4 protein-coding genes are annotated in these 7,289 nt (G+C 41.1%); all 4 read left to right on the top strand.

Features of this window, described 5'->3' with window-relative positions; all coding sequences use genetic code 11:
- The coding region (locus L976_RS09065; protein ID WP_047540325.1) for a DNA polymerase II at positions 1–1,879 on the top strand (1,879 nt) is incomplete at its 5' end.
- Positions 1,880–2,100: 221 nt separating this feature from the next.
- Entirely contained in the window at positions 2,101–3,309 is a 1,209-nt protein-coding gene (locus L976_RS09060) for a porin (protein ID WP_037417258.1), read from the top strand.
- Between the two features lie 281 nt (positions 3,310–3,590).
- Positions 3,591–6,248, top strand: coding sequence for a TonB-dependent receptor plug domain-containing protein (locus L976_RS09055; RefSeq protein ID WP_047536203.1), 2,658 nt, complete (start codon positions 3,591–3,593; stop codon positions 6,246–6,248).
- A gap of 61 nt (positions 6,249–6,309) precedes the next feature.
- Positions 6,310–7,272: a class I SAM-dependent methyltransferase gene (locus L976_RS22330; protein WP_052183985.1), complete on the top strand. Its 963-nt coding sequence runs from the start codon at positions 6,310–6,312 to the stop codon at positions 7,270–7,272.
- The last annotated feature ends 17 nt before the right edge of the window (positions 7,273–7,289 follow it).

Genomic DNA, 7,289 nt, shown 5'->3' with positions numbered 1-7,289 from the left:
CGGATTACTCTATTCCGTGGCCCTTTATGGGCGCGATGCGCAATCTCAGCCCTATGAAAAAGTCATTATGGTGGGCGAGCCGCAACCTGATGCTGCAATCTACATCGAATGGGTGAACGATGAAGCGGCGCTTATTCATCATCTCATCGCTTGGTTTACTGAGTTTGATCCCGATGTGATCATTGGTTGGTCGGTGGTGACCTTTGATTTGGCCTTGTTATATCGGCGTGCGTTACTGCACCGGATCCCGTTGCGTATCGGCCGCGGTGGTGCGCTCCTCGAGTGGAAGGTCGAGAATAAATTTCGGCCAGAAACCTTAAGTTTGCCAGGGCGTGTGGTGCTCGATGGTATCGATTGGTTAAAGGCAGCCTTTTATCAATTCGAGCGCTTCTCCTTGGAATTTGTCGCCCAAGCGTTACTCGGTGAAGGCAAAGCGATTCATAATGTAGAAAATCGAGCCCAAGAGATTGATGCGCTATTTGCCGAAAACAAACAAGGGCTTGCTCACTATAATCTGACCGATAGTCGCTTAGTGTGGGATATTTTTGAACATACTCAATTGTGGGATTTTGCCCTCGCTCGCGCCGAGTTAACGGGGTTAGAACTGGGGCGCGTAGGCGCCTCGGTCGCCGCATTCAACCATTTGTATCTACCGCATTTACATAGAGCGGGTTTCGTCGCGCCCGCAGAGCCTGCAAGTCAAGGGGTTGAAAGCCCTGGCGGTTATGTAATGGATTCAGTCCCTGGTTTTTATCAACATATTTTAGTGTTTGACTTTAAAAGTCTTTATCCATCGATAATTCGTACTTTTTTGATCGATCCGAAGGGGCTCATTGAAGGTTTGGATAACGAGGAACATATTTTGGACGAGTCTGAAATCGTTCCCGGTTTTTTAGGGGCTCGTTTTAGTCGGCATCAACCGATCCTGCCAAAACTCATCCAAAATCTCTCAGAACAACGCGAAAAAGCCAAGCGGGAGGCAAATGCGCCTTTATCGCAAGCAATTAAAATCATTATGAATTCGCTCTATGGGGTTTTAGGCTCCCAAGGCTGCGTGTTCCATGATGCGAAACTGGCAAGCTCCATCACTATGCGCGGTCATCAAATAATGAAACAGACTCGCGCTTGGATAGAGGAAATGGGTTATCAAGTTATTTATGGGGACACGGATTCCACCTTTGTCTATTTGGGCTCTGATCCTGATCTCAGTGATATTAATGCCTTAGGTAAGCAGATTGCCGCGCAAATCAATCAACAATGGCAGAGTAAAATCGTAAAGGAGTTTCAGCTAGAAAGCTTCCTTGAGCTACAGTTTGAGCGCCATTACGAACAGTTTTTTATGCCGACCTTGAGGGGATCGGAGGAGGGTAGTAAGAAGCGTTATGTCGGTGCTTGGCGCAATAGGAATGGAGGGCTGGAAATCACTTTTAAGGGGATGGAGCAGGTGCGAAGTGATTGGAGCCCCTTAGCGCGTAAGGTTCAAGCTGAACTTTATGAGCGAATGTTCAATCAGCGAGATATCAGCGGTTATCTCGCTGGTGTCATAAGCGAACTGCAGACAGGAAAGCGGGATGCTGAATTAGTGTTTAGTAAACGAATGCGCCGAAATCTTGAAGAGTACACCGCAAAATCTTCCCCCCATGTCAAAGTCGCACGTCAGCTATGTGAGTTAACAGGAAAGGTATCCTATGGCAAGAGAGGAGCTCAGATTGATTATGTCATCACTGTAAATGGTCCTGAACCTGTTTCACATAGATCGTCTATAATTGATTATCAATACTACGTTGATAAGCAAATTTGTCCCATTGCAGAGCCTATTTTTTCAATAATGAAATTGAATTACACAGGCATTGTCTCTAAACAGCTGCTGTTAATTTAATGTTTATGTTGTTTTATTTGTGTTTGCTTAACGGGTATTTATAGTGTTTTAACCTGTTTTATAGCGGTTAATCAGTCAGTTTTTGTGATATTTATCTACAGAATACTTAGGTTTCCCTTGGTGTGTTTATTGAAAGTTTGCTACTCTCAAAGGGAAATTGTAAGGAAATATAACAACGGAATGACGTTGATAAAACATAAACGAAAAAGGTTAAGCACCAAATGAACAAAACGATAGTCGCCACTGCGTTAGCAGCACTCTTTCTTGCGCCAACTGTATCTGCAATCGAAATCTACAAAGATGACAAAAATGCAGTAGAGATAGGGGGATTTATTGATGCGCGTGTAATCAACACTCAAGGTGAAACTGAGGTTGTAAATGGTGCTTCTCGAATTAATTTTGGTTTCAGCCGTGAGTTAACTCATGGCTGGAATGCGTTTGCTAAGTTGGAATGGGGCGTTAACCCTGTTGGTAACAGCGATATTGTCTATAACAACCGCTTTGAATCCGTTCAGGATGAGTTTTTTTACAATCGGTTAGGTTACGCTGGTATCAGTCACGATAAATACGGCACGATCACTATTGGTAAACAATGGGGTGCTTGGTATGACGTGGTTTATAACACCAACTACGGTTTTGTATGGGACGGAAACGCTGCCGGTGTGTACACCTTTAATAAAGACGATGGCGCAGTAAATGGCGTAGGTCGTGGCGATAAAACGGTACAATACCGCAACTCATTTGGTGACTTCAGTTTTGCGGTACAATCTCAGTTAAAAAACAATAGCTTTTACACCTGTGATATTGAAAATATCACAGAAGAAGCCTGTGAAGCAGAATGGAATGCAGGTAAAAAAGAAGCACAACAGGTTACCTATGATTACACCTATGGTGGTTCTGTCACTTACAAAGCCACAGATAAACTTAGTCTGATGGCGGGTGTAAACCGCGGTGAGTTTGATATTGCCTACGGTAATGGTGATCAAAAAACGGCTGTTGATTTAATCTATGGCGTGGGCGCTACTTGGGGTGACTTCGACAAGAATGGTTTATATGTTGCCGCCAACGTTCACAAAGAAGAGAACCATGATACTGATAATATTGGTCGCTTGATCAAAGATGCCTACGGCGTTGAAACTTTAATTTCATATAAGTTTGACAATGGTTTACGCCCATTCGTTTCCTATAACATTCTGGATGCTGGTAAAGACTATGTTATCCAACCAAACTTTAACGCCGATCCTAACGATGTGTTTAAGCGCCAGTTTGTAGTTGTAGGCTTACACTTTGTTTGGGATCCAAGCACTGTTCTTTATGTTGAAGCACGTAAAGACTACAGCGACTTTACCAGCGCAGATCAGGCCCAAGAAGCCAGAATGTCATTGTCAGAAGATGATGGCATCGCTATTGGTATTCGCTACACTCTTTAAAATCATAACATCGCCTTAAACGGCTTTAGTTTAACAAAAACGCCAGTCAGTAATGACTGGCGTTTTTTGCTTTTAGATTTCAAAGCATACGATTCTCGCTTTCAAAATGAGCATATTGTCATCAGCTGGTTTTATTTGTTTATTTTTTGTTGATTAAAGGTTTTATATGTGATTTTATTGTTTCTGCCGAGTGCGACGTGTTTTCGACGTACTTTTGTTTGAAACCGCTTATTAAATAAGCGGATTATAATAAAGACATAATATGTCCAGGGAGATAGACAATGCATAAGAATAACTTATTAGCCAAATCTGTGCGTTTTGCATTGATTGGTGGTGTGGCTGCAACTAGTTTTGTTACTTTTGCAACTATTGCTGCAGAAACAGATGATAAATCAGCAAAAAAAGAAGAAGTTGAGCGTATAGAAGTAACTGGTTCTCGTATTAAGAGAACGGATATGGAAGGCGCTGTACCTGTAACTGTTATCGATCGTGAAGCAATTGATTTATCAGGTCAAACTTCGGTAACTGACCTGTTACGTAATACTACTTTTAACTCTGCGGGTTCGTTTCGTCCACAATCAGGTAGCAGTGCTCAAGGAACCGCGTCACTCGACTTACGTGGTTTAGGTTCTAGCCGTACATTAGTTTTAGTAGATGGTCGCCGTTTGACGATGTCACCTTCTACTGGTTCAAGCCAAGACTTAAACTCTATTCCATTAGGTGCTGTTGAGCGTATCGAAGTGTTAACCGATGGTGCGTCTGCGATTTATGGCTCTGATGCTATTGGTGGTGTTGTAAACGTTATTACCCGTAAAGATTTTAACGGCGTACAGTTGAGCTATACGGAAAGTCTAGAACCTAGTATTCCTAAAGAGGGTGGTGCTAGAACGGCTGGTAGTGTGTTGTTTGGCTCCTCAAATGACTCTACCTCTCTACTAGGTGGTGTGTCGTGGAACAAACGTGATATTGTATTTGCTCGCGATTATCCATGGATTGAAGAAGGTGCTTCTACCTATGGTAATAACTGGGTAAATTCAGGATTTAAATCAATACCAGGTGGCTGTACAGAGGACAACTTTAATCAAATAGGTGACGGTTGTTTTTATAACTTTAACGCAACCAATGCCAATGAAGCATCAACTGATAATCAGTCGGTATTCTTAAAAGGCGAGCATCAAATCAATGACGATTGGAAAGTTTTTTCCAATGCTAGCGTAGCTAAGACAGAGTCTTTTGGTCGATATGCTCCTGCTCCTGATTTAGATACTGTTCGTGCAGATAGCTTTAATAACCCAACAAATCCAGATGCTTGGTTCTATGATGCACGTAATCCTAATGCAGTTGCTTATGACGCAACAGCTGTTGGTGCAAATAGAGACGTAACTGTTCGTCATCGTTTTGCTGCTCTAGGAAATCGCGATACAACTGTTACAAACTTGAACACTGATTTTCTTATCGGCGTTAACGGTATGATTGGTGATGTTGAAACTGAAGCTGGTTTCCGTCGTGTTCGAAATAAATCTGATGAAATTGGTAACGGATATTTAGCTAAAGCTACTGCTTGGGGCTTTGTAAATGACTTTAATCCTGGTTACTGTGAAGATGGCTCTTTTGATGCTGTAAACTGTCGTTATGGCTATGATTTACAACGTCCAAGTTCTAACCCAGAACTAGTATTAAAAGGGTCTGCTGCTACAACTTCACGTATCAGTGAGTTCAATATTGATGAAATTTATTTAAATGCTTCATTTGATATTGCAGAATTACCTGCCGGTATGGTGCAGATGTTTGTTGGTGGTGAATATCGTAAAGAAGTTTATGCAGACCTTTATGATGCACAATCGGAGGCTGGTTTAATTGGTGGTTCAGCGGGTAATTCAGCTGGTGGCGATCGTAATGTTAAGGCTGCTTACTTTGAAACCTTAATTCCGGTGTTAGAAAGTTTAGAGTTGTCTATAGCTGGTCGTTACGATAACTATTCTGACTATGGTTCAGATTTCTCTCCAAAAGTTTCTATACGTTATGAACCATTGGAAGATATGGTATTACGTGCATCTTATGGAAAAGGCTTCCGTGCACCAACCTTGGATATTTTAACTCAAAAAACAGCATTCTCAGCGGATACAGTTGTAGATAAGTTTACCTGTGACTACTTTTTCAAGGGAAATCCAGTAGGTTTGGCTAAGTGTCTAAAAGATGGTGTTCAAGTTGATGCATACCGTCTAGCAAACCCTGAATTAGGTTCTGAAAGTTCGACTCAAATGGCTCTAGGTATTGCTTACCAACCATTTGAATGGTTAAACTTTGCAATTGATTATTACAATATTGAAATTGAGGATAGAATTGCGTTCTTCAGTTCACAAGATTTGATCGATCGTGAAGAGTCTGGTGATGTTATTCCTCCAGGTCTAGGTGTTGTTCGTAATCCTAACGAAGAAAATGCAGTTGATTACATAAATACTGGCTATGGTAACGAAGGTACATTAGAAACATCGGGTTTAGATTTAAACTTAAGAACAACTTTTGATTTTGGTAATGTAGGTTCACTCAATCAAACATTCCAAATCAGTCACATGTTAGATTATAGCATTGACGGTGGTCGTAATAATGTTAAAGACCCTGGTTTACCACAGCAGCGAATTAGCTTGTCGAACGTATACACGATAAGTGACTTTGATTTTGCTTGGAACATAAACCTTGTTGGCGATCAATACGAAGATGTTGTCGATGGTGTGCAAGAAGGACATATAGGTTCTTGGGTTACTCATGATATCCAAGTAACGTATAGCACCCCTTGGAATAGCAAATTAAGTGTTGGTGCGGAAAACGTGTTCGAAAAATACCCACAGTTAATTGCCTATGATGGGCGTGAGTATAACTACAACCTTTACAACGGTTGGGGACGCGTAGTTTACGCTCGTTTCACTCAGTCTTTCTAAGATTTGATTTTACCTAAGTGTGCAAAGGCGGGCTAACACCCGCCTTTTTCTATGGTGAGTTATGGAACAATGGACGCAATATTGGCAGAACACTACGGCGTTAAATAGTTTCGCCGAGGGGCAAAGTGCTTTAGGCTATTACGGTGAGCTTGAATGCTTATGGCAAGCGCACTTAAAGCATTTAGCTCGTAATGCTAGCCTATTGGATATTGGTACGGGTAATGGTGGATTAGCGGTACTCTGCTATCAATATGGCAGATCGTTAAATTATCAATGGAATATACATGCAATCGATGCAGCTGATATCAATCCATTAGTGAATATGTATGAAGATAAGGCTATAAATGCTGCAATATCGCAAATAAAATTTCAGGGTAATACTCTTGCAGAGGATTTGCCTTATGCAAATGATTCTTTTGATCTAGTTTGTAGTCAGTTTGCAATTGAATATGCCAATCTTGAACTTGCTTTGCCAGAATGTATTCGAGTCTTAAAAACCAATGGTAAGTTTGTGGCGATGATGCATCATCAGGATTCTGCTATTGTGGCTGATTCATCCATCGGCTTGCGGGTGTTAGATCTCTTCATGGTTGAATCAAATATCTTTTTGAATATAAAAAAGTTACTTGAGTTAGCAGCAGCACTTATTCTACAAGGGATAAATATCAAATCTAGCGAAGAATTTAATCAATTGAATCGTGCATTATTCCAACAGTTCAAACAGTTGCAAGGCCATTTTGGCGATGAAGTAACAGCAAAATGGTGTCAGCAATTTATAGCATCAATTGTGCCCCTACTTTATGAGCTGACACCTAAGAGTCCTGCACTATTAGAGGATTATCTAACACAATTAGCCTTGTATAGATTACGATTGATGGATCAAATTAAGGCTACATTGACTGCTGGACGTCAGCATGTGATAGAACAATTACTTTCTAACTTTCAGGTCAAATATAGTTGGGAAAATGTAGCAATAGATGGGCAGATGTTTGGGGCTCTTCTTGAAGTAAACAAATTGAACTGACATAAACATTTAAAAAG

The sequence above is a fragment of the Shewanella sp. ZOR0012 genome (assembly GCF_000798835.1).
GTDB lineage: Bacteria > Pseudomonadota > Gammaproteobacteria > Enterobacterales > Shewanellaceae > Shewanella > Shewanella xiamenensis.
Note: the sequence above shows the minus strand (reverse complement) of the source record. Positions and strands in the feature narration are given on the sequence as shown.